This is a genomic window from Cohnella panacarvi Gsoil 349, from assembly GCF_000515335.1.
GTDB classification, from domain to species: Bacteria; Bacillota; Bacilli; order Paenibacillales; family Paenibacillaceae; genus Cohnella; species Cohnella panacarvi.
In genome coordinates, this window is record NZ_KI911563.1 from 4,317,736 (window position 1) to 4,336,454 (window position 18,719).

Consider the following 18,719-nt stretch of genomic DNA (forward strand, 5'->3'; position numbering starts at 1 on the left):
GGAGAACCAATGAGCGATCTTGCACCGGTTAAGCTGGAGAAGGGAACCACGGGCGCGACTTGTCCCATCGCCAAGACGCTAGACATTATCGGGACGAAGTGGACATTCCTCATCATTCGCGATCTATTGATCGAAGGGACGCTCCGATTCGGCGATCTGCTGAAGTCGATGAACGGGATCAGCCCGAAGACGCTGTCTCTCAGGCTGAGAGAGCTGGAAGATCACGGCCTATTAAGCAGGAAGGTGTATCCCGAAGTTCCTCCGCGCGTCGAGTACACGCTGACCGAACAAGGGAAGCGCTTGGAAGGCGTCTTTATCGAGCTGAAGAGATTCGGGTTGAACCTGTAGGACGATCCCGTTTCATCGGGAGAGCATCGAGGTCGTCTGACGGAGAGGGTGATTAACGTAAAGAGCGCAGCCTAACGCAGGCTGCGCTCTTTAGCGTTCGGCGAGCAGAAGGTTTTCCGCTTTCGCTTGGGTGTCGTCGTTCGCGGGCATGTTGATCGTCACGGTAAGATGGGGAGCATCCGTAACGGCGAACGATATTTGATCGAATACGAGTAATCCGCCTGTCGGATGGTAATTGAACTTTGTACCTTCCGGTCCGTTCAATACGTCGTGCTGCGGCCACCACGAGTCGAATTCAACGCTAGTCTCTCTCAACGCCTCGATGAACTCCATCCACCACGGATCGCCGGCGAATTTCGCATAGTTGGCCCGAAACTGAGCCAACCGGTGCCTGGCATGGGCCTCCCACGTCTCCCGAAGCAATTGCCGGACGTAGGACGAAGTGAACGTGCGCCAGACGGAGTTGCGATCTATCGCCGACATCGTCCCGTAATCGCCGTATATCAAAGTGGTGATTTTGTTCCAAGCCAGGACATTCAAACGCTGATCCGTAATGAATGCCGGACTAGATCCCTGCCGTTCAAGGAAGCTTTGCAGCTTCGGGCTGACGGCTGGCTCGGCCGTAGGGTGATCCGCGGGTAATTGCTGCAAAGCGAGCAGGAACAGATGCCGGCGCTCGACTGCATCCAACTGTAGCGCGCGAGCGATGCTTTCCAATACTTGAGCGGATACTTGAATGTTCCTTGCCTGTTCCAGCCACGCATACCAGTCGGCGCTAATGCCGGATAGCTGAGCGACTTCCCCGCGCCGCAACCCGGGAGTCCGCCGACGGCCCGAGCTGGGCAAGCCGGCTTGCTCGGGAGAAACCCGGGCTCGCCGCGTCTTTAGAAATCTGGCGAGCTCCAGCAAACGTTCGTTCGTCGAAGCTTTCATTATTTCGATGCAGCCTCCTTGCCTAGGACAATTTCTCCTATGATAAACGCTCAACTCGTTCTAGTATACGGTCTACTATACACTGCTAAAGGAGGAATTGGAAAACATTCTAGCAGCAAAGGGGAACTTAGCTTGGAAATCGCGACGAAGAAACAGATTCGAATGACGGGCAGAAGCGCCAAGACGCTGCTTCTTGCCGGAATCGCGATCGGATATTTCATGGTGCTTCTGGACATGACGGTCGTCAGCGTGGCCCTGCCCGCCATTCATGAAGATTTGGGCGGGAGCATTCGCGATCTGCAATGGATCGTTAACGCCTTCACGATCGCATTCGCGGGTTTGCTCTTATCGATGGGGACGGTAGCCGACAAATGGGGAGCGAGACGAACGTACATCGCCGGGTTGATTGTTCTATTCATCGCGTCGGCAGCTTCCGCGAACGTCTCATCGCTCGGTACGCTAATCGTCTTGCGCGCGTTGCTTGGCGCGGGAGGGGCCGCCGTGCTCCCGGCCTCGTTGACGTTGATTGCCCATTCTTTCCCCGATCCCGCCGAGCGCGCGCGGGCGATCGGCTCATGGGCGGCGGTCACCGGAATCGCGATGGCGGCGGGACCTGTCGCCGGAGGCATCCTGGTCGATACATTCGGTTGGCGCAGCGTGTTCCTGCTTAACGTGCCTCTTGCAGCCGTCAGTTTATTGCTCGCCGCGCTTTACATCGGGGAAGGCAACCGCAAGCCGCAACTGAGCGTAGACCTCGCGGGTCAGATCACGGCGATCGCGGCGATCGCCGCATTATCCTATGCGCTTATGGAAGGCGGGAATTTCGGCTGGGGCTCGCCCGTTATCATGGGAGCGTTCGGTCTAGCGTTTATAAGCGCAAGTTTATTCGTGATGGCGGAGTCGAAAGGAAAGGCGCCGTTGCTGCCTCTCCGGCTATTCCGCAATTCTACCGTATCCGCGGGCATGATTGCCGGATTGGCGATTAATTTGGGGTTTTCGGGAATTTTGTTCATCATGCCGCTGTTTTTTCAACAAGAGCTCGCGCAGACGGCACGGTCGGCGGGTTTATCTCTGCTCCCGATGATGATTCCGATGGCCGTCAATCCCCTATTCACGGGGCGGCTCGTGGGGAAGATCGGGCCGAGATTGCCGATGACGTTAGGATTCGGCCTTGGGATGATCGGTGCTTCGCTGCTTATCGGCATAGACGAAAGCTCCGGCTACGGGTTAACGTTCGTCGGCCTGCTCTTGTGCGGTTTCGGCGTATCCTTTACGCTTCCTTCGCTGGTGGCGGCCGTAATCTCTTCCGTCCCCAAGGAACAGGCAGGCGCCGCCTCGGGAGCGCTGAATTCAAGCCGTCAGCTCGGCGCGACGCTCGGCGTAGCGATCTATGGAGCAATCGTGAGCGGAGGAGGCACTTTCATTGCCGGGATGCGCGTATCTCTTATCGTAACAGCCGTCATCATGGCTTGCGGCGGTTTGCTCTCCTTCGCGTTTGTGAATCGAAATAGAATGTAATGAATAACGGCAACGAGTCACGCTGCTGAGCGGCGATCTTGTCCCGAACTTGGGAGAAGGTCGCCGTTTTTTTACTTATGAACCTCACGTTCATATTCAATTCATATCTACGCATTAGATTATAAGCATCATAGAACTGGGAGGAACCATTCATGACCTACTCGCACAACAACGAATGGGCCGTCGAAGCGCGCGGGCTCGTCAAGACGTTCGGAGATAACCGCGCCGTAGACGGCGTCGATCTGAACGTGCGCGCCGGATCGATCTACGGCGTGCTCGGCCCGAACGGGGCAGGCAAGACGACGACGATCCGCATGCTCGCGACGCTGCTTCGGCCCGACGCCGGTTCGGCGCGGATTTTCGGACACGACGTATCGAAGGAATCGCATATCGTAAGACAGCTCATCGGCGTTACCGGGCAGTATGCTTCGGTAGACGAGTCGCTTAGCGCGACGGAGAACCTCGTTATATTCTCCAGATTGCTTGGACTTGGCCGCGAGGAGGCTCGTCGCAAAGCCGCGGAATTGCTTGAGGAATTCGGTTTGACCGAAGCCGCGAAGCGGCCGCTCAAGCACTTCTCGGGCGGCATGCGCCGCAGATTGGACCTTGCGGCAAGCTTGATCGCGCAGCCGCCCCTCATCTTCCTCGACGAGCCTACGACCGGACTCGATCCGCGAACCCGCGCCCAGATGTGGGATACGATCCGAAGGCTCGTAAAGACGGGCTCGACCGTCTTGCTGACGACGCAATATCTGGACGAAGCCGATCAACTCGCGGACCGGATCGCGGTGATCGACAGAGGGCACGTCGTCGCGGAAGGAACCGTGGACGAATTGAAAGCTTCGGTCGGCAATTCGTCGCTGCATCTGAGAGTCCAGAACCCGGAGCATATCGAGGAAGCCCGCCGTACGATCGAGCGGGTGCTGAGAGTCGCATCGAGCGTATCGTCCGAAGCGAGAACGATAACCGCGCCTATGGCGGACGCCGACGCGGTAACCGACCTGCTCATCGCGCTTCGCGGGCAAGGCATCGGGTTGGAAGAGATGAGCGTGCAGAAGCCGACGCTGGACGAAGTGTTCCTGACGATTACCGGGCATCCGGCGGAAGATCGCTCGTCGCGGGAATCCGCCGAATCGAATCCAAAGAAGGTGGCGAGCTTATGACTAACGCAACGATGAAGACGGGTATCGTACGAAGAAGCCCGCTTAAGAAACGTACGAGTTTCCGTCAGACGGTACGGAACTCGCTCACGATGGCCTATCGCGGACTGCTCAAGATCCGCCGCACCCCCGAGCAATTGTTCGACGTGACGCTGCAGCCGATCATTTTCACCTTAATGTTCACCTATATATTCGGAGGGGCGATCTCGGGCGACGTTCAAAGCTACTTGCCCGTCATTATTCCCGGCATTCTCGTTCAGACCGTCATCGCGACTTCGATCGTTACCGGCGTCCAATTGCGCGAGGATATGGACAAAGGGGTCTTCGACCGTTTCAAATCGCTGCCGATCGCGCGAATCGCCCCGCTTGCGGGCGCATTGCTCGCCGACACGATCCGATACGCGCTCGCGACGGTGCTCACGTTCTCGATGGGTTATATGATGGGTCTTCGGCCGGAAGGCGGATTAGGCAATGTCGCTCTGGCGGGCGTTCTCGTCATCGCTTGTTCGTGGGCGGTCAGTTGGATCTTCGCGTTCTTCGGCGTCATTGCCCGAACGGCCGCGAGCGTCTCGGGAATATCGATGCTGATTCTATTCCCGCTCACCTTCTTGTCGAACGCGTTCGTGCCGGTCGAGACGCTGCCGAATTGGCTGCAATGGTTCGTGAACATCAATCCGATCTCGCACCTCGTATCGGCCGTCCGGGACCTCGTCAACGAAGGAACGGTCGGTCAGGACCTCGTCATCTCGCTCGCGGGCGCCGCGGTTATCGTGGCGATCTTCGCTCCGATTACGGTTCGCGCCTACATGCGCCGGACATAACCCAGATGAACGCTCGGCTTGAGGCCGGGCGTTCCTTGTTTTTATATTGATGATCGGAACGAATTAATTCATGTTAAAATGAAGTCAAAGCCGATGAAGCGGGAGGCGCGACTCATGCCCAATATTCAATTATCCCAGTTCATTAGAGCACCAATCGAGGTATGTTTTGATTTGTCCCGCAGCATTGAGCTTCATATGGAATCGACCTCGCACACCAATGAAAGGGCGATAAAGGGCCGTACGAGCGGGTTAATCGCGCTAGGGGAGACCGTCACGTGGGAAGCTACCCATTTCGGCATTCGCCAACGACTCGCTTCGATGATTACGGAGTTCGATCCGCCTTATCGATTCGTGGATGAAATGGTTAGCGGCGCTTTTAAACGTTTTAGACACGTGCATACGTTCGAAAGTCGAGACGGCGGCACTCTGATGACGGATGCATTCGATTATACTTCTCCTTTCGGACCGCTTGGAAGACTGGCAGACAGGATGTTCCTAAGATCGTATATGGAACGCTTACTCTTGCGGCGTAACGAATATATCCGGAATAAAGCCGAGAGCTTATACGCTGTATCGGGCGAGGAGAGTGGCGGAAGATGAAGCGGGGAGGGACGTTAATCTGCGGCTTCCTGCTGCTGGTCGCGCTATGCGGGTGCAACGATGCGAAGAACGAGACCGTCGAGCCGACGCCGTCTTCCGTGCCGACGCCTTCGGAGACGAATATCGAAGAGTCCGCTCCTGACCAAGTCGTTCAGGCCTACTTGGCGAAGTGGCAGCAACGCGATTTCGCGGGAATGTACGCGCTGCTCGCCCCTGCCGCCAAAGACTTGATCGCCGAGCGGGAGTTCGTCGAACGCTACGAGCGAATTTACGATGGCATCGAAGCCGACCGTCTTGCCGTTTCCGCGCATCCCGACTCTAACGCAGGCTCGCAAGAGCTATCCCCGAATACAAGCGTGCTAGGATTCGATTACAGCGTAAGCATGGATTCGGTCGCGGGTCCGATCGCGTTCGAGCAGCATGGGCGGCTCCGGAAGTCGGAGGATGGCGGCGAGACCAGATGGCTGATCGATTGGAAGCCGTCGCTGATCTTCCCGGGCATGGAGGAAGGGGACGTCGTCCGCGTGCAACATTCGAGCGGGGAGCGCGGAGAGATCGTCGACCGTACCGGGGTCGGCTTGGCCGTGAACGGAACCGTTCCCCAGCTCGGCATCGTGCCGGGCAAGCTCGGAGACGATCCGGAATCAGCGAAGGCGTCGATCGCGGAGAATCTGGGCATCGCCGTCAAGGACATCGATCGCAAGCTTGGCGCCTCGTGGGTCAAGCCCGATCTGTTCGTTCCGATCGCGATCGTGCCCGAAGGAAGCGAGGACGCATTCGCGGACATTCCCGGCGTCGTCATCCAAGGCAAAAAGCTTCGCGTCTATCCGCTTGGCGAAGCCGCCGCGCACTTAACCGGCTACGTAGGCGAGATTAACGCCGACGAGCTGGCGAAGAGGAAAGACAAAGGCTACGAAAACGGCGATTATATCGGCAAAGCGGGACTTGAGCAGTTGCTGGAGGATCAGCTCAGAGGAACGGACGGCATTAAGGTCGTCTTATCGGACGGGAAGGGCTTCGTCAAATCGACGCTAGCCGAGCAGCCGGCGGTTCAAGGGAAGACGTTCCAGCTTGCGATCGACGCGGAGCTTCAGAAGACGTTGTATGACGAGCTTAAGGAAGACGCCTCCTCCGTCTCGGCGATCGATCCGAAGAGCGGAGACATTCTCGCGCTGCTCAGTACTCCTTCCTATGATCCGAACGCGTTCGCGCGAGGGATATCCAGGGCGCGGTATGACGCTTGGAACGACGATCCGCGCCATCCGTTCTTGAATCGGTTCTCGAAAGCTTTCGTACCGGGTTCGACTTTCAAGCTCGTTACGGCTGCGATCGGACTTGATACGAAATCGCTCGATCCGAACGAAGGGAAGAAGATTGCCGGATTAACCTGGGCCAAAGACAAATCGTGGGGCAATTATTATGTCAAGCGGGTGCACGAGGTCGGTTCGGTCGATCTGTCGAAGGCGCTGCTTCATTCGGATAACATCTATTTTGCGCAAACGGCGCTTGAGATAGGCAAGACGAAGTTCGCGGAGGGAGCGGCGAAATTCGGAATCGGGGAGAAGCTCCCGATCGAATACCCGTTTAACGCTTCTCAGCTCGCGAACGGCGCGATCAAGAACGAGATCCAATTGGCGGATTCGGGATACGGGCAGGGACAGGTCACGCTATCGGCGCTGCATGCCGCGCTGATCTATTCCACCCTTGCGAACGATGGCCATATCGTCTATCCGAAGCTCATCCTGACCGATGAAGCGAAATCCCCGCAGGTATGGAAGGAACGCGCCATGTCGCCGGAGACGGCCGCGTTGCTTAAGGACGATCTCGTGAAAGCCGTCGCTTCGCCCGAAGGGGTCGGTCACGGAACTTATATCGAAGGAGCGGCGATCGCCGGGAAGACGGGAACCGCGGAGCTGAAAGCGAGCAAAGGCGTCGAAGGACTCGAATACGGCTGGTTCGTCGGATTCGACGCGAACGATCCTAGGCTGCTGCTGTCGGTCATGGTCGAAGACGTCGGCAAGCGCGGGGGGAGCAAGTACGTGACGCCGATCGTCAAACGGGTATTTGAGTCCGCCGGATCGAAGACCGAATGAAAGAACGCGCCGAGTAGGCGCGTTCTTTCATGCTTGAGTCCGCGACCGATCGGATTGGATCGGGTGAAGTCAGGCATGTCGTACGGCAGGAACGCCCTTCCGGCTACGGGTTCAAGCCACGTCCCGACCACGTTCCGGCCATGGCCCGGGTGCATACGCTTCAGAACATACGCTGTAGAACATACGCTGTAGAACATACGCTGTAGAACATACAGCCGTTTTCCACCTCGACTGCATGGAGTACAGTTCGTTATCGCCATATCGGCATTTTTCTACCGAATAACTGCACTGAATACATTGCATGAACGTCGATACCATCGGAACTCCCATTTTCTGCCCAAATAACTGCACTTCGTACCGTTTACAGTTCAAGGCGTATCCCAACGTTTAGAATACCTGCCATTCATGCAGTTAGTGTCGAGTGGATGGTGACGGTGCGTTGGCTGAGTTCCTATCGATCAATAAAAAGAGGCGTCCCTCGGTCGAATCGACCTACTGGACAGCCTCTATTCCGCGATTAATGAGCGTGCGATTCCAAATATTGATCGAGCCGCCGTTCGTCGGAGATGAGCGGGCACGTAACGCAATAGCCCCGATCATCGCCGGCGAGCTTGTAATTCAGGCAACAGGCTTTGCGAATCAGAATTTTGCGTCCTTCGTGCAGGGGATCGTCCACCGCGCGAAATTCGCATGCGATCGGATTGGCCGATTTCCCGGGCAGCCATGCAGGATTAGCCCGGGCAGTCGCATATTGAAACCAACGTTCTATGCGTTCGCTCGTTTCGGCGGAGGAAGACTCGTAAAGCCATTCATGCTTCCAATAGGAGATGGCATATGCGATCGTATGCCATAGAGCCGGCCGAGACACGCCGGAAGCAGCGGCGACTAAGGAGATCAGCGGCGCTGCATGCTCATGGAACAGGTGACGAAGATAAGTTTCGTCATTATCGTCGATTCCTTCCGCCGGCGCATCGCTGATCAGGTAGAACTTCATATTCGCGCCGGATTGCACGAGTCGCATATTGCCGAAGGCAACGTCAAGCGGATAACGATGCCGGATCCAAGCATAGACGGCTCCCGCGAAGAGCGGGCAGTACCGTTTGAAGAATATCCGGGCCGTCGTTCCGGGGTCGTCGCTCTCCAATTGCTCGCCGAATCGGTCGAGAAGCACGGAAAGCTGCCCGGCTGCGTCCGAGCCGGCGAACGAATACGTCGTCGCGGCGCGATCGGGCGCATCGAACATCAATTTATGGCGGCTGACTAACAGATTCGGGTCGAAGGGAAGCATGGATACACTCCTCGCGTTGAGCAACGGCTTCAGCTAATAATGATAATCGTTCTCAGCTAAGATTGTCAACGATGGGTATGCTCCAAGCCTGTTTCGATCGATAGTTACGCGTCGTCTCTCGATGCCAGCAGCTCGCTTATCGTCACGAGCCGATAGCCGGCTTCGATCAGCTCCGGGACTAGAATCGATACCGCTTCTAACGTCGAGGAGCGGTTCCCGAAGCCGTCGTGATAAATAAAGATGCTTCCGTTACGGACATGCGCGCGAGACGTTGTCAAGATATGTTCCGCGCTCGTCGCATCTTCCCAGTCCGTGGAGTCCGTGTTCAACGCGTTGATGATGGAATAACCGCGCTCCGCGCATGCTTCGAGCAAGTCGTCGTTCATGTCGAAATACGGAGGGCGGAACGTGCTCGGATTGCGTCCGGTAACGCCGGCGATCAACCGATCGGCCCGGGACAATTCTTCGAGCTGCACTTCTTTCGAGAGCTTCGACATGAAAGGGTGAGAGTAGGTGTGATTGCCCAGCTCGTGTCCTTCCTCGAACGTCTTTGTCGCTAGCTCCGGATACTGTTCAATATGCGATCCAATGAAGAAAAAGGTCGCTTTCGCCCCATGTTTCCGAAACACGTCCAGAAAGAGAGGCGTCCATTCCGGATTCGGCCCGTCGTCGAACGTGAACGCGACAAGCTTCTCTTTGGTCGGCACTTCGTCGTAACTCGCTGCTTTAACCATTCCTATCTCTCCCTCGAGAATCCGCATGATAGCTACGGCTATATTATACCTGATCGGACGCGGGTTTAATAGAAACTCCCACCGCTATGGACGCGATGGGAGTTAACTTATCTTAGCGGATTTCCGCGGCGGGAGCCGAACCGGTCAACCGAACGACGCTGTCTGCCAAAGCCGAATAGAGTCGGCCGCATGGGCTGCTCGGATCATATACGCCGGGCGCGGGAGCACCGGCTCCGGTTCGCTCGATCGGAAACCGGGCGAGAACCGGCGTCCGCAGCACGGCCGAAAGCTTATCGCCTCCGTCTTCTCCGAAAGGATAAATCTTCCCGTCGCAGCCCGGACATTCCATATAGGCCATATTTTCCACGATGCCGATTATCTCGTGCCCCGTCCTTGCGGTCATTGCTCCGGCGCGGAACGCGACCTCCGATGCGGTCTCGTTGGGCGTCGTAACGAGCAGTTCCTTGCTATGACCGAGCATCTCATGCAGGTCCAGCGGAATGTCGCCGGTACCGGGAGGCATGTCGAACAGCATGTAATCGAGTTCGCCCCAATCTGCGTCCTGCAAGAAATTGCGAATGACGCGCCCTAGCATCGGCCCTCTCATGATGACCGGTTGATTGTCGCCGCGGATCAATCCGCTGGACATGAGCCGAACGCCGAACCGCTCTACCGGGATTATTCGATCATCAAGCGTCTTCGGTTCGTCCCGGACACCCATCAGGCTCGGGATGCTGAAGCCGTAAATGTCGGCGTCTATTAATCCGACGCGATAACCGCGATCCGCCAGTGCGACCGCTAGGTTCGCCGCTACGGTCGATTTGCCGACGCCTCCTTTGCCGCTGACGATACTCAAATATACGGGTTGTTGTCCCATGGCTCTCATCTTTGTTCAACCTCCTATCGATATGCTATCCATGCTACCCATAATCGGCCGCTTTATCGGACAAGAATGGAAAATAGATGGAAAGGGAACAATTCAAACCGAATATGCGCCAAGGAGGAAGTTGGATTGAACCGAGAGTCGCAAGCTTATACGGCTTTCCCTAAAGGCCGGTTTTTCTCGAAGGCGGCGTTGTATGTCTGTATCATGGCCGTCGTTCTTCTGTTATCCGTATACATCGGGTCGGAACGGTTCGGATACGTCGATCTTGCGCTTTACGGCTATTTGTGGGCGACGGTCATCAGCATCCTGCTGTTCACCGCCAGAATCGCGGCATGGACAAGCAGGCCGCCTTCGCGCACCTTATGGAAACAAGGGATGAAGCTGTTCGCAAGCGCGAGAGGCTGGAAGTTCCTCATCGGCACGCTGTTCGACAATATCGGGAGGCAGCGGTTCATCTCCGGCCGCTCGTGGTACCGATGGGGGCAGCATATGCTGCTGTCGTGGGGCGTATTGTTTTCCTTCGGAATTACGTACGCGCTCGTGCTGAATTGGATGCATTTCGAGCTCGTGGAGCCAGGAACATACTCTGTCGTCGTATTCGGCATTCCTCTGTTCCGGATGGGCGTCGAATCGTTCCTCGCCATTATGCTCTATCACGGGCTGAATTGGACCGGGATCGCCGTCATTATCGGATGCCTGATGGCCATGAGCCGAAGAGAGCGGGATCGCAAAAATTTGGTGGAGCAGACGAAAGATTTCGATATTTTCCCGTTGGTGCTGTTGATCGCGATTTCCATTACCGGTTCTCTGCTGACCGTGTCGGCTTTGTGGATGGAAGGCGTATTCTACTTGGGCATCGCGCTGTCTCATCAGGTCGCCGTATGCGTCTTCCTGCTCTACATGCCTTTCAGCAAGTTCTGGCATATTCCGCTCCGCTTTCTTGGCGTGGTCATTCCGATGTACCATGCGTCGTACGCCCAGAAGGGCTGCTCCCGCTGCGGGCGCGAATACGCCACCGAAAGGCAAATTAAAGACGTGCAGGCGGTGCTGACGGAGCGCAACATTCCCGTTCGGATCGGCGGTACGAATCTGCAGATGTCGGATCTGTGCTCCGAATGCAGAAGGGTATCCAACCGGCTCGCGGCCTCCGGTTCGTTCGTCAAGCTCGGTCAGAGCCAGATGGTTCTGCAAGGCAACGGGTTCAACGGGTTAACCGTCGTAAGCGGCCGTACGGAAACGAGAGGAGGGACGGATTCGGATGCAACAGCACAGCCAGAACGATGATTTCTCCCAGCGTCCCTACGAGCCGATCACTCGCGAAGGGGAGTCGCTGGTGGCCACGCATTGCGCGTTCTGCGGCATGCAGTGCGGGATGAACATTCGCGTCGACAACGATACGATGGCGGTGCTCGGCGTCGAGCCCAGGTACGACTTTCCGATGAACGGCGGCAGGTTGTGCCCGAAGGGAGTATCGGCGTATCGGCAGGCGGAGCATACGGAACGGCTGCTAAAGCCGCTCATCCGCAAGAACGGGGTGTTGACGGAGTCGTCCTGGGACGAAGCGTACGATCTCATCGTGAGCAAAATCAAAGAGCTTCAATCGAAGCACGGCAAAGATACGATCGGACTGTACAGCGGATCTTCGATGACGAACGAGAAGTGCTATATCATGGGCAAGTTCGCGCGAATCGGATTAGGAACGAAGCATATCGATTATAACGGCCGCTACTGCATGTCGGCGGCGGCGACCGGCTTCAACCAGACGGTCGGCATCGATCGGGGTTCGACCGGGCCATGGTCCGACATCAAGTTCGCGGACGTGCTGCTGATCGCCGGCTCGAACACGGCGGAATGCCATCCGCTGTCCATGCCGTACGTCTGGGGAGCGCGCGACCGCGGCGCGAAGCTGATCGTGGCCGATCCGCGGCAGACGAAAACCGCGCTTGTCGCGGACATCCATCTCGACTTGCGTCCCGGCACCGATATCGCGCTGACGAACGGCATCCTCCACGTCTTGATTAACGAAGGTCTAATCGATCGGGCGTTCATCGACGAGCACACGGCCGGCTTCGAGGCGCTGGAGGAGATGACGAGGAAGTACGATCCGGCGACCGCATCCGGGATTACCGGCGTCGCGAGCGAGAAAATCGTGGAAGCCGCCCGCCTGTTCGGCCGGGCGAAGAACGGATTCGTCCTGTTCGCCCGGGGCATCGAGCAGCATTCGACCGGCTCCGATACGGTATCGAATTACGTGAACCTGTGCCTGACGACCGGCAAGGTGGGGCGCAAAGGCGCGGGGTTCGCGACATTCACCGGTCAAGGCAACGGGCAAGGCGGCCGCGAGCACGGGCAGAAGGCGGACCAGTTGCCGGGCTATCGCAAAATTTACGACCCGGCGGCTAGAGCCCACATCGCGAGCGTATGGGGCGTCGACGAGAGCGAAATTCCAGGACCGGGCATCTCCGCCTACGAAATACTCCAATCGCTTGGCGAAGAGATCAAGATGATGATCCTCGTATGCAGCAATCCGATGGTGTCCGCGCCGAGCGTCGGCGACGTCGGGGAATATCTCAAGAAGCTCGATTTCTTCGTCTGCATCGACATGTTCCTCTCGGAGTCCGCCGAGCTCGCGGACGTCGTGCTTCCTTCGACCGTATGGGTGGAGGATAACGGCACGACGACGAACGTCGAAGGCCGCGTCATTCACATTAAAGGGATCGATCGCACGCCGGGAGAGAGCAAGCGGGATTGGAAGATCGTCTGCGAAATCGCCGAGCGTCTCGGACGCGGGCAATACTTTCAATTCGACTCGCCCGAGGAAATCTTCAACGAGCTGCGGACGGCAAGCAAAGGGGGCATCGCGGATTATTCCGGGATCACCTATGACAAGATCGACAGGATGAACGGGGTATTCTGGCCTTGCCCTTCCGAGGAGCATGAAGGAACGCCGCGGTTGTTCGAGGATTTGAAGTTCAATTTTCCGGACGGCAGGGCACGGTTGCTCACGTTCGAGCATACCGGACCGAACGAGAAGGTGGATGCGGAATATCCGATCATCCTAACGACGGGACGGGTCGTCTTTCACTATTTGAGCGGCAATCAGACGCGAAGGATCGAGGCGCTGCGCAAGCTTTGCCCGGACCCGTATCTGGAGCTCCATCCGAATTTGGCGGCGAGGCACGGCATCGGCAACGGCGAGATGGTCAAAGTCAGCAGCAGGCGCGGCAGCATCTTCGTGCCGGCCAAGGTCACCAAGGCGATCCGCGAGGATTCGTTGTTCGTTCCTTACCACTGGGGCAAGCAACTGGCGATTAACCATCTGACCAATCCGGCGCTCGATCCGAAATCGAAAATTCCGGAATTCAAAGTATGCGCGGTTAAGATAGAGAAAGCTAAGAAGGGGGAGCTTCCGAATGGCCAAAGTGCTGTACATTGATTTCGAGCGATGCATCGGCTGCCGGGCCTGCATGATCGGCTGCGAGGAATGCAGCGGCCACGACCGGCTTTCCCGCATGTTCGTCGACGAACTGTATCCCGGGGAGACCGTCGCGACGTCGCCGACGCCGTGCATGCACTGCGTCACGCCGGCTTGCGCGGAATCATGCCCCGTCCAAGCGATCTCGGTGCTGGATGGCGTCGTTCTGTCCGCCTCCCACGAGAAATGCATCGGCTGCAAAAACTGCACGTACGCGTGCCCGTTCGGCATTCCGAGAGTGGACGAAACCCGCAACCTGATGTACAAATGCGATCTCTGTTACGATCGAACCTCCAAGGGACGGCCGCCGATGTGCGTCAGCGTCTGCCCGACCGATACGATCCTGTTCTTGGACGAAGAGGAAGCCCGCCACAAGCGGAACAAGCCGGTCCAATACGTATGGGACTTCGGGGGAACGACCATCGAGACGCGAACGGTCATCGGCATCCCGGACAAGCAGACGCACCAGTTCGGTTACCACTGATCAGAAGGAGAGAGCGGCCATGTGGAAACGAATCGATCAATATTTGCGCGAGCAGGCGTTGAATATTAAACGGGAAAAAGAACTGGATATGAACAGAAGAGGGTTTATCGCCGCTTCGCTCGGTTTGCTGGGCGTCCTCTTCCTCAGCTCGTTCCCGTTCACGGCGCGCGCGTACAGGGCGGTCAAGCAACGACAAACGCCCGCATACAGAATCGCCGGATTGGACGAGCTGCAGATCGGCGACAGCAAGCCGTTCCAGTATCCCCACGATAACGAGCCTGCTCTGCTTATCCGGCTGTCCGACAATCAGTACCGCTCTTACCATATCAAATGCACGCATCTAGGCTGTCCGGTCTTCTGGGACAGGGACTCCGGCAAGATGAAATGCCCGTGCCACCACGGCTTCTTTAACGTCGAGGACGGTTCGGTGCTGGCGGGACCGCCTCAGCGGGCATTGCCAGCGGTTAAGCTGGATTTTCGTTCGAACGGGATATACGCGGTAGGATTAATGCCGATCGAAGGGCACGAGGGGGTGTAGCGGGAATGAGAATGCTGTGGTGGTTTTTTATTTTCTTCCTGGCCGCCCAGATGATCTTGATTCAATTCATGGCCGAAGAGTATTTGGCCGGCCACCACGACAAGCTGCCGTATTACTCCGCGGCTACCGGGTTCGTGTTCGTCATGGGGGTGCTGATGTATTTGTATTTTCGCAACGTGGACGATACCAAGGATTAACCGATTCCGTCATGATGAAGATCGCCTACCTGATGAAGGAAGGCGATCTTCGTGCTTTGCCTATCGCTATTCCGATCTGCGAAAAGCCGTGATGTCGCTGAACAGCGCCGCATATTGCTTCAGGTCGCCGGAGTCGCCTCGGATGCTGCTGATCGTCAGCCATTCGAGATAGACGTCGCCGTTCTTCTTGCGGTTCCATATCTCCCCCTGCCACGAGCCGGTGTCGCGTATCGAATCCCACATGCGGTCATAGAAGTCTTTGCTTTGCCGCCCGGATTTCAATATGCTCGGATTTTGGCCCAGGACCTCTTGCCGCGTATAACCGGTAAGCTTGGTGAAGGAGTCGTTCACGGACACGATTACGCCGTCAGGGTCGGTAATCATGACGCCTTGCTCGGTGGATTTGACGATGTTGGCGTATACCGACAGCTTGTCTTGATAATACATCCAGGACACGAGGATCAAGTTGGCGAGCGCGAACTGGGCCAGCGCCATAAACCCGATGGCGTATTGTCCGGTGGCATTGAAGATAAGGGTTAGAACGAGCGGGGGGAAAAAACCTCCCAATCCCCCCATCATGGAGATGATTCCGTTCGCGATGCCCGCTTGCTTGGCGAAATACATCGGCACGAGCTTGAATATCGTCCCGTTCCCGGTGCCGGCGCACACCGCGATCGTCAAGCAGCTTGCGGTGTACCATCCCATGTTCGGAGCGAAGGACAGCAGAATCGCCGATACCGTTAATCCGGCGAATACCGCCATGAGAATCGTAAACGGATTGAATTTGTCCCCGAGCCAGCCTCCGATCGGCCGGAACAGCGTAGCTACGCCGATAAATCCGGCCGTTCGCAGGCCGGCGTCCACTTTCGAGAGACCAAAGTGCGAGACGAGGAAATTGGGCAGATAGACGGTGAACGCGACGAAGCTGCCGAACGTAATAAAATAGAACAAGCACAGCAGCCACAGCTTTTCGTTGCGGTACACCGACCGGATCTGGGTCGATAACGACACGTTGCTCTTCTGTTCCTTGGAATCGCCAAGGAACCCGTTCAATAGCGCGAACAGCACCAGCAGTACGATATAGAGAAGAATGGTGCGCCTCCAGCCGAGCGAAATCGCGGCTACCGGCGCGCCGAACGTCGAGATGGCCGTTCCCAAATTGCCGACTCCGTAAATTCCGTTGACGAAGCCGTGTTTTTCTTTCGGGTAATACTTCGGCAACGAGGTAACGCCGATGGAGAAGAGCGCTCCGCCGATGCCCAAGAAAAACCCGCCGACGATCAATCCGAAGAACGTGTCGGCGATCAGGCCGAGCCATAAGATCGGCGCGATCAGCAGCACGAATCCGATCGCGAACGCCGGCCTCGCTCCGTACCGATTCGTCCAGTAACCGACGGGCACGCGCAGCACGGAGCCAAGCAAGACGGGAGTGGCCGTTACCCAGGCGAGCTGCCCGGACGTCAGAGCGATATCTTCTTTAATGGACGGCATTAAGGAAGACAGAATGACCCAGGCCATAAAGCCGAGCGTTAAGCTTGCGGTCTGCAGGGGCAGTTGAATGTTCTTGTTCATCGCGATACATCCCTCGATTGTCGTTGATACGCCATATTATTTCCTGTGGCGCAACGAATATCATCTCCAGAAAATTTCCGAAATCTAGCAACTGCATCGCCCCCGTTCGCGTCTAATACGGTGGGGTGAGATTCGTGTCGAAATTAATCCAAGTCATCGGATTAGCATGCGTCATTACATGGGTAACCGGGGGCTGCGCAGACAATAGGCAAGAAACGCCGGAAGCATCGCCTAGCTCAAGCGGTAGCGTCTCGCCAAGCGAGTCGGAATGCACGACGGACGCGAACGTCGACTACATCGATTTCGTGAAGTTAAACGATAGGATGTACTACGCCGATACCGAGTTTTCTAACGATTCCGGAAACCAAGCAGATAGGCTTGCCGGCGACCCTGTCGGAGAAGTGGGTTATACGATGTACGGCAACGCATGCCTCGAGCATGTCCCCGCGAACGGGGATGCGTCGTTCCTGTCCGCAGGAACGACGATCTACGCGATGAAAGGCTACAAGACCTCGTTCCGTCTTATCGCTGGCGGGCGCATGTATCAAATCAACGATAATCCGAACGCGAGCAGCGTCGAAGAAGTGCTCGATGTCGCCGGCAAAGTGAAAGCCATCATCGAGGAAGACCGCTCGAACGGCCAGACGGTACGGGAGTTGCCTCAGGCTAACGCCGAGTTGTTCGTCGTCAAAGCGCTCGAGCTCCCTTACGTCGATCCCAAGAAGCTAACGCTGGACACGTCCGAGGGAGATCGTCTATTTCGCATCGAGCTGACGGACGGTACCTCCGTGCGGTTTGCTTATTATCCCGCAACCGACGCGCTTAGCTTCGGAGCGACCGCGACCACCGAGGTCAAGACGCTGCTAACGAGCGAACGGGAGTTTTTGGAACCGATCGCCAATCAGACGTCGAAGAAATCCCCGGACGGCAAGTTCGTCATCGAAACCTATGGCGAGAACAAAGGAATCACGGCTGCCGGGCTTTATCCCGTCGAAGGGATACGGCTTATCGACCAATCTTCGGGAGCTACGATCTGGTCGATGCCGGGGTATTACGTTCAGGAGTTTAAGTGGTCCCCGGATAGCCGCTACGTCTCGGTCTACCACGAGGCGCGCATATGGGGAGGAACGGTCGTCGTGGACGCGAAGGACGGTTCCGAGTTTTCCCTGCCCGGCATGGATGACGTAGCCAAGCAGTGGAAGGGCAAGACGACCGTATCGGACAATCGTCCGGACCCTTATTTTAAATTCGCGGATTGGGTGGACGATACCCATGTGAACGTGACGTTCACTTGGATGGGTCAGAATTCCGAAAATTACGTCGGAAATTACGTGTACGATATCAAGAAGCGGACAATGATGGACTTGAATGTTCATAGTGACGCGGAGCTATCGCCCGAATTCACGGAGACGTTAGTTGCCGCGCTTCCGGAACGCGGCATCTTTCTGTACGGCAGAGAGAACGGCGCGGATCTGCACGTCGAAGACCGGGTGTACGCCTATGATTGGGAATATACGACCCCGAGGCAAGTTATGCCCGCCATGGATGTTCGGGATTACGACAAGGACGGCCAAGAGGAGCTGTTCGTCAATCTGAATATCGGATCGGGCACGGGTGTCGCCGTCGATGAGCTGCATATCGTCGAAATCAACGACAACCCGGTGAAGGACGTTATTTTCCATGAGGAGGACTACTTGGAGCAGCTCGAGCAAGCCGGCATCGGGTTTCGGACGACAACGGAGTCCGGAGAATGGTTCGGCGAAGTCAAGATCGGCGGTACAACCCATAAAGTCAGCCTAAAGGAATATGAATCGGATAATTCGGGGTTCGTTCAGGATAGAATCTGGTTCGGCAGCATCGTTCATTTTGATACGGACAAAGACCGATTAAAGGCGCGATTCGGCGTCGGCGTGTTCTTGGAAGATTTTCCGTCGCCGATGTTTATCGGGTACGTGAACGCGGATGTCGCGTACGAAGCGGGCAAATTTACGATGTCGAATTACAAATTCGCGCTGAACGACGAATAGCCGGATTTAGCGAATGGAAGCCGTCTGCGGCGGGTATCTTACTTG

The 18,719-nt window shown here is 56.7% G+C and carries 17 protein-coding genes; 12 read left to right on the plus strand and 5 right to left on the minus strand.

Translation table 11 applies throughout. The annotated features are described in order from the left end of the window. The first annotated feature begins 9 nt into the window (after positions 1-9). Positions 10-348, plus strand: coding sequence for a winged helix-turn-helix transcriptional regulator (locus COHPA_RS0120590; protein WP_027088038.1), 339 nt, complete (start codon positions 10-12; stop codon positions 346-348). 90 nt (positions 349-438) lie between these two features. Here COHPA_RS0120590 and COHPA_RS0120595 read toward each other — a convergent pair whose 3' ends face one another. After that, on the minus strand, positions 439-1,281 hold the full coding sequence (locus COHPA_RS0120595; protein WP_027088039.1) for a helix-turn-helix transcriptional regulator: 843 nt from the start codon (positions 1,279-1,281) through the stop codon (positions 439-441). A gap of 132 nt (positions 1,282-1,413) precedes the next feature. Between COHPA_RS0120595 and COHPA_RS0120600 the strand changes: the two genes are divergently transcribed. The 5 genes from COHPA_RS0120600 to COHPA_RS0120620 all read left to right on the plus strand — a co-directional run bounded on the left by COHPA_RS0120600 (position 1,414) and on the right by COHPA_RS0120620 (position 7,473). Then, positions 1,414-2,799 carry an MFS transporter gene (locus tag COHPA_RS0120600; protein ID WP_027088040.1) on the plus strand — a complete coding sequence of 462 codons (1,386 nt, stop codon included), beginning with the start codon at positions 1,414-1,416 and terminating at the stop codon, positions 2,797-2,799. A 152-nt stretch (positions 2,800-2,951) separates the two neighbouring features. Then, entirely contained in the window at positions 2,952-3,962 is a 1,011-nt protein-coding gene (locus COHPA_RS0120605) for a daunorubicin resistance protein DrrA family ABC transporter ATP-binding protein (protein ID WP_027088041.1), read from the plus strand. An 11-nt stretch (positions 3,963-3,973) separates the two neighbouring features. Then, positions 3,974-4,780 (plus strand): ABC transporter permease, encoded by an 807-nt coding sequence (locus COHPA_RS0120610; protein WP_425393718.1) that lies wholly within the window; start codon positions 3,974-3,976, stop codon positions 4,778-4,780. Positions 4,781-4,894: 114 nt separating this feature from the next. Then, complete coding sequence (locus COHPA_RS0120615; protein WP_027088043.1) at positions 4,895-5,380, plus strand: SRPBCC family protein; 486 nt, start codon at positions 4,895-4,897, stop codon at positions 5,378-5,380. Continuing rightward, positions 5,377-7,473 carry a penicillin-binding transpeptidase domain-containing protein gene (locus COHPA_RS0120620; RefSeq protein ID WP_027088044.1) on the plus strand — a complete coding sequence of 699 codons (2,097 nt, stop codon included), beginning with the start codon at positions 5,377-5,379 and terminating at the stop codon, positions 7,471-7,473. The genes COHPA_RS0120615 and COHPA_RS0120620 overlap by 4 nt, the downstream gene beginning before the upstream one ends. A gap of 517 nt (positions 7,474-7,990) precedes the next feature. Here COHPA_RS0120620 and COHPA_RS0120625 read toward each other — a convergent pair. From COHPA_RS0120625 to COHPA_RS0120635, 3 genes are all read right to left on the minus strand, one after another. After that, complete coding sequence (locus tag COHPA_RS0120625) at positions 7,991-8,761, minus strand: (2Fe-2S)-binding protein (RefSeq protein ID WP_027088045.1); 771 nt, start codon at positions 8,759-8,761, stop codon at positions 7,991-7,993. A gap of 104 nt (positions 8,762-8,865) precedes the next feature. Continuing rightward, entirely contained in the window at positions 8,866-9,495 is a 630-nt protein-coding gene (locus COHPA_RS0120630; RefSeq protein ID WP_027088046.1) for a polysaccharide deacetylase family protein, read from the minus strand. A gap of 112 nt (positions 9,496-9,607) precedes the next feature. Continuing rightward, the gene (locus COHPA_RS0120635; RefSeq protein WP_027088047.1) at positions 9,608-10,381 is read right to left on the minus strand and encodes a P-loop NTPase; all 774 of its coding nucleotides are present in this window, start codon (positions 10,379-10,381) and stop codon (positions 9,608-9,610) included. Positions 10,382-10,507: 126 nt separating this feature from the next. On the opposite strand from COHPA_RS0120635, the gene COHPA_RS0120640 reads away from it, so the two are divergent. From COHPA_RS0120640 to COHPA_RS0120660, 5 genes are read left to right on the plus strand one after another with little or no spacing between them, the layout of a single operon-like run. Further along, on the plus strand, positions 10,508-11,665 hold the full coding sequence (locus COHPA_RS0120640) for a hypothetical protein (protein WP_027088048.1): 1,158 nt from the start codon (positions 10,508-10,510) through the stop codon (positions 11,663-11,665). Beyond that, positions 11,640-13,817: a molybdopterin oxidoreductase family protein gene (locus tag COHPA_RS0120645; protein ID WP_027088049.1), complete on the plus strand. Its 2,178-nt coding sequence runs from the start codon at positions 11,640-11,642 to the stop codon at positions 13,815-13,817. The genes COHPA_RS0120640 and COHPA_RS0120645 overlap by 26 nt, the downstream gene beginning before the upstream one ends. After that, positions 13,795-14,340 carry a 4Fe-4S dicluster domain-containing protein gene (locus COHPA_RS0120650; protein ID WP_027088050.1) on the plus strand — a complete coding sequence of 182 codons (546 nt, stop codon included), beginning with the start codon at positions 13,795-13,797 and terminating at the stop codon, positions 14,338-14,340. Before COHPA_RS0120645 ends, COHPA_RS0120650 begins: the two co-directional genes overlap by 23 nt. Positions 14,341-14,359: 19 nt before the next feature. Continuing rightward, a complete protein-coding gene (locus tag COHPA_RS0120655; RefSeq protein WP_027088051.1) occupies positions 14,360-14,878 on the plus strand; it encodes a QcrA and Rieske domain-containing protein in 519 nt (172 codons plus the stop codon). Positions 14,879-14,883: 5 nt separating this feature from the next. Next, positions 14,884-15,075, plus strand: coding sequence for a hypothetical protein (locus COHPA_RS0120660; RefSeq protein ID WP_027088052.1), 192 nt, complete (start codon positions 14,884-14,886; stop codon positions 15,073-15,075). Positions 15,076-15,141: 66 nt separating this feature from the next. Here COHPA_RS0120660 and COHPA_RS0120665 read toward each other — a convergent pair whose 3' ends face one another. Beyond that, on the minus strand, positions 15,142-16,647 hold the full coding sequence (locus COHPA_RS0120665; RefSeq protein ID WP_027088053.1) for a nitrate/nitrite transporter: 1,506 nt from the start codon (positions 16,645-16,647) through the stop codon (positions 15,142-15,144). A 134-nt stretch (positions 16,648-16,781) separates the two neighbouring features. Here COHPA_RS0120665 and COHPA_RS0120675 point away from each other — a divergent pair, with 134 nt between their 5' ends. Next, a complete protein-coding gene (locus COHPA_RS0120675; protein WP_027088054.1) occupies positions 16,782-18,674 on the plus strand; it encodes a hypothetical protein in 1,893 nt (630 codons plus the stop codon). Positions 18,675-18,719 lie beyond the last annotated feature (45 nt).

Bases quoted from the DNA above. Each gene is read 5' to 3' on its own strand.
- COHPA_RS0120590 (WP_027088038.1), top strand. From the start codon at position 10: ATGAGCGATCTTGCACCGGTTAAGCTGGAGAAGGGAACCACGGGCGCG.
- COHPA_RS0120595 (WP_027088039.1), bottom strand. From the start codon at position 1,281: ATGAAAGCTTCGACGAACGAACGTTTGCTGGAGCTCGCCAGATTTCTA.
- COHPA_RS0120605 (WP_027088041.1), top strand. From the start codon at position 2,952: ATGACCTACTCGCACAACAACGAATGGGCCGTCGAAGCGCGCGGGCTC.
- COHPA_RS0120610 (WP_425393718.1), top strand. From the start codon at position 3,974: ATGAAGACGGGTATCGTACGAAGAAGCCCGCTTAAGAAACGTACGAGT.
- COHPA_RS0120615 (WP_027088043.1), top strand. From the start codon at position 4,895: ATGCCCAATATTCAATTATCCCAGTTCATTAGAGCACCAATCGAGGTA.
- COHPA_RS0120620 (WP_027088044.1), top strand. From the start codon at position 5,377: ATGAAGCGGGGAGGGACGTTAATCTGCGGCTTCCTGCTGCTGGTCGCG.
- COHPA_RS0120625 (WP_027088045.1), bottom strand. From the start codon at position 8,761: ATGCTTCCCTTCGACCCGAATCTGTTAGTCAGCCGCCATAAATTGATG.
- COHPA_RS0120630 (WP_027088046.1), bottom strand. From the start codon at position 9,495: ATGGTTAAAGCAGCGAGTTACGACGAAGTGCCGACCAAAGAGAAGCTT.
- COHPA_RS0120635 (WP_027088047.1), bottom strand. From the start codon at position 10,381: ATGAGAGCCATGGGACAACAACCCGTATATTTGAGTATCGTCAGCGGC.
- COHPA_RS0120645 (WP_027088049.1), top strand. From the start codon at position 11,640: ATGCAACAGCACAGCCAGAACGATGATTTCTCCCAGCGTCCCTACGAG.
- COHPA_RS0120650 (WP_027088050.1), top strand. From the start codon at position 13,795: ATGGCCAAAGTGCTGTACATTGATTTCGAGCGATGCATCGGCTGCCGG.
- COHPA_RS0120655 (WP_027088051.1), top strand. From the start codon at position 14,360: ATGTGGAAACGAATCGATCAATATTTGCGCGAGCAGGCGTTGAATATT.
- COHPA_RS0120660 (WP_027088052.1), top strand. From the start codon at position 14,884: ATGAGAATGCTGTGGTGGTTTTTTATTTTCTTCCTGGCCGCCCAGATG.
- COHPA_RS0120665 (WP_027088053.1), bottom strand. From the start codon at position 16,647: ATGAACAAGAACATTCAACTGCCCCTGCAGACCGCAAGCTTAACGCTC.